The 2131-nt window shown below is 55.7% G+C and carries 2 protein-coding genes; both read left to right on the top strand.

Features of this window, described 5'->3' with window-relative positions:
- Positions 1-36: 36 nt before the first annotated feature.
- Positions 37-543, top strand: a complete 507-nt coding sequence (locus tag ACTHSP_RS19930; RefSeq protein WP_314512897.1) for an adenylyltransferase/cytidyltransferase family protein — start codon at positions 37-39, stop codon at positions 541-543.
- The coding region (locus tag ACTHSP_RS19925; protein WP_440346765.1) for a bifunctional biotin--[acetyl-CoA-carboxylase] ligase/type III pantothenate kinase at positions 540-2131 on the top strand (1592 nt) is incomplete at its 3' end. The genes ACTHSP_RS19930 and ACTHSP_RS19925, both read left to right, overlap by 4 nt.

Here is a 2131-nt window from a genome sequence, read left to right as displayed (position 1 = left end):
CCCGATTATTTTCTGTTTCATTCCCAAAGGAACCGCATCATGTCCGAATGGTCAGCTCCAGAATTTGAATCCAAAATCTGTCCGCCCGCAAAGCTGGCGGAGCGTTTGGCGGCACTGCCCCGTCCGCTGGTGTTTACCAATGGCTGTTTCGATATTCTCCACCGGGGCCATGTAACGTATCTGGCGCAGGCGCGATCGGCCGGTGCGGCTTTGGTATTGGCGTTGAATACCGATGCTTCGGTGCGCCGTCAGGGCAAAGGGGACGATCGTCCGATTAATCCTTTGGAAAACCGCGCGGCAGTGGCAGCGGCATTGGCGAGCGTGGATTTGGTCACTTGGTTTGATGACGATACGCCGGCCGCGCTGATTGAAATGGTCAAACCCGATGTGTTGATTAAAGGCGGCGATTGGCCTGTGGATAAGATTGTCGGTGCGGCTGAGACGTTTGCGCGTGGCGGCAAAGTATTTTCGATTCCGTTTTTACACCAGACTTCGACCACCAAAACGTTGGCGAAAATCCGCGAAGCCGGAGGAGGCGAATGACGGATTTGAACAGCCGCCATTGGGCCTTGCTCGCTGCGCTTTCAGACGGCCTGCCGCAACACGTTTCTCAGTTGGCGCGAGTGGTCGGTATGAAGCCGCAACAATTAAACGGATTCTGGCAGCAGATGCCAGGCCATATCCGTGGTTTGCTGCGCCAGCATGACGGGCAATGGCGCTTGGTGCGCCCTTTGGCTGTGTTTGCCGAAGAATCTCTGCAACAAATGGCCGGAAAACAGGGTTTTCGTGCGCAGTTGAAACACGAATGTTCGTCCAGCAACGATGAAATCATGGCATTGGCGCGCCAGTCGGCAGATTTGGCGCATAAGGCCTTGTGCGTGGCGCATTTCCAAACCAAAGGCCGCGGACGGCAAGGGCGAAGTTGGGTCAACCGACAGGGCGAATGTCTGATGTTCAGCTTGGGCTGGGCGTTTGACAAGCCGCAGTATGAGCTGGGTTCGCTGGCGTTGGTGGTGGCATTGGCTTGCCGACGCGCGCTTGCCGATATCGGTTTGGACGTAAATATCAAGTGGCCGAACGATTTGGTCGTGGCCAACGATAAATTGGCCGGTATTTTGATTGAAACGGCTCGGGTAGAGAATAAGACTGTCGCCGTCATCGGCATCGGCATCAATTTTGTATTGCCGAAAGAAGTTGAAAACGCCACTTCCGTGCAGGCCTTGTTTCAGACGGCCTCTAAGCAGGGCGTAAGCGTCAAAACCTTATTGAATGCGGTATTAGCGCAACTTGATGCGCTGTTGAACGAATACGCTCAAAACGGATTCGCGTCATGTGTCGGCGAATACGATGCCGCCAATCGCGACACAAACAGACCGGTGTTGCTGCTTCAGGAAGGGCGTGTTGTCCACGAAGGCGTAGTCAAAGGCGTGGATGCGCAAGGTGCGTTGCGTTTGCTGACGGACAAGGGCGAGAAAACCATCGTCAGCGGCGAGATCAGTTTACGTCCGGATAACCGCCCGGCACAACCTGCCGCGGCGAAACCGGAACGCTTTTTGCTGCTGGACGGCGGCAACAGTCAGTTGAAATGGGCGTGGGTGGAGAACGGCACATTTTCCGAAGTCGGCCGCGCGCCGTATCGTGATTTGACCCAGCTGGGTGAAGAATGGCTGCAATTTGCTGATGAAGATGTGAAGATTGTCGGTTGCGCCGTGTGCGGTTCGGTAAAAAAAGCGATGGTGGAAGAACAATTAACCCGTCCGGTCGAATGGCTGTCTTCCATGCCACAGGCTTTGGGTATCCGCAACCATTACCGCCGCCCTGAAGAACATGGTTCCGACCGTTGGTTTAATGCGCTGGGCAGCCGCCGCTTTACGCAAAATGCCTGCGTCGTCGTCAGCTGCGGCACCGCCGTAACCACCGACGCGCTGACGGAAGACAATCATTATCTCGGCGGCACCATCATGCCCGGTTTCCACTTAATGAAAGAGGCGATGGCGCTCAAGACCGCCAACCTCAACCGCCCCATCGGCAAGGTATATCCGTTTCCAACCACGACGCCGAACGCCATTGCCAGCGGCATGATGGATGCCGTTTGCGGCGCGTTGATGATGATGCATGGCCGTCTGAAAGA

Source organism: Neisseria sp. P0001.S005, assembly GCF_051963715.1.
Note: the sequence above shows the minus strand (reverse complement) of the source record. Positions and strands in the feature narration are given on the sequence as shown.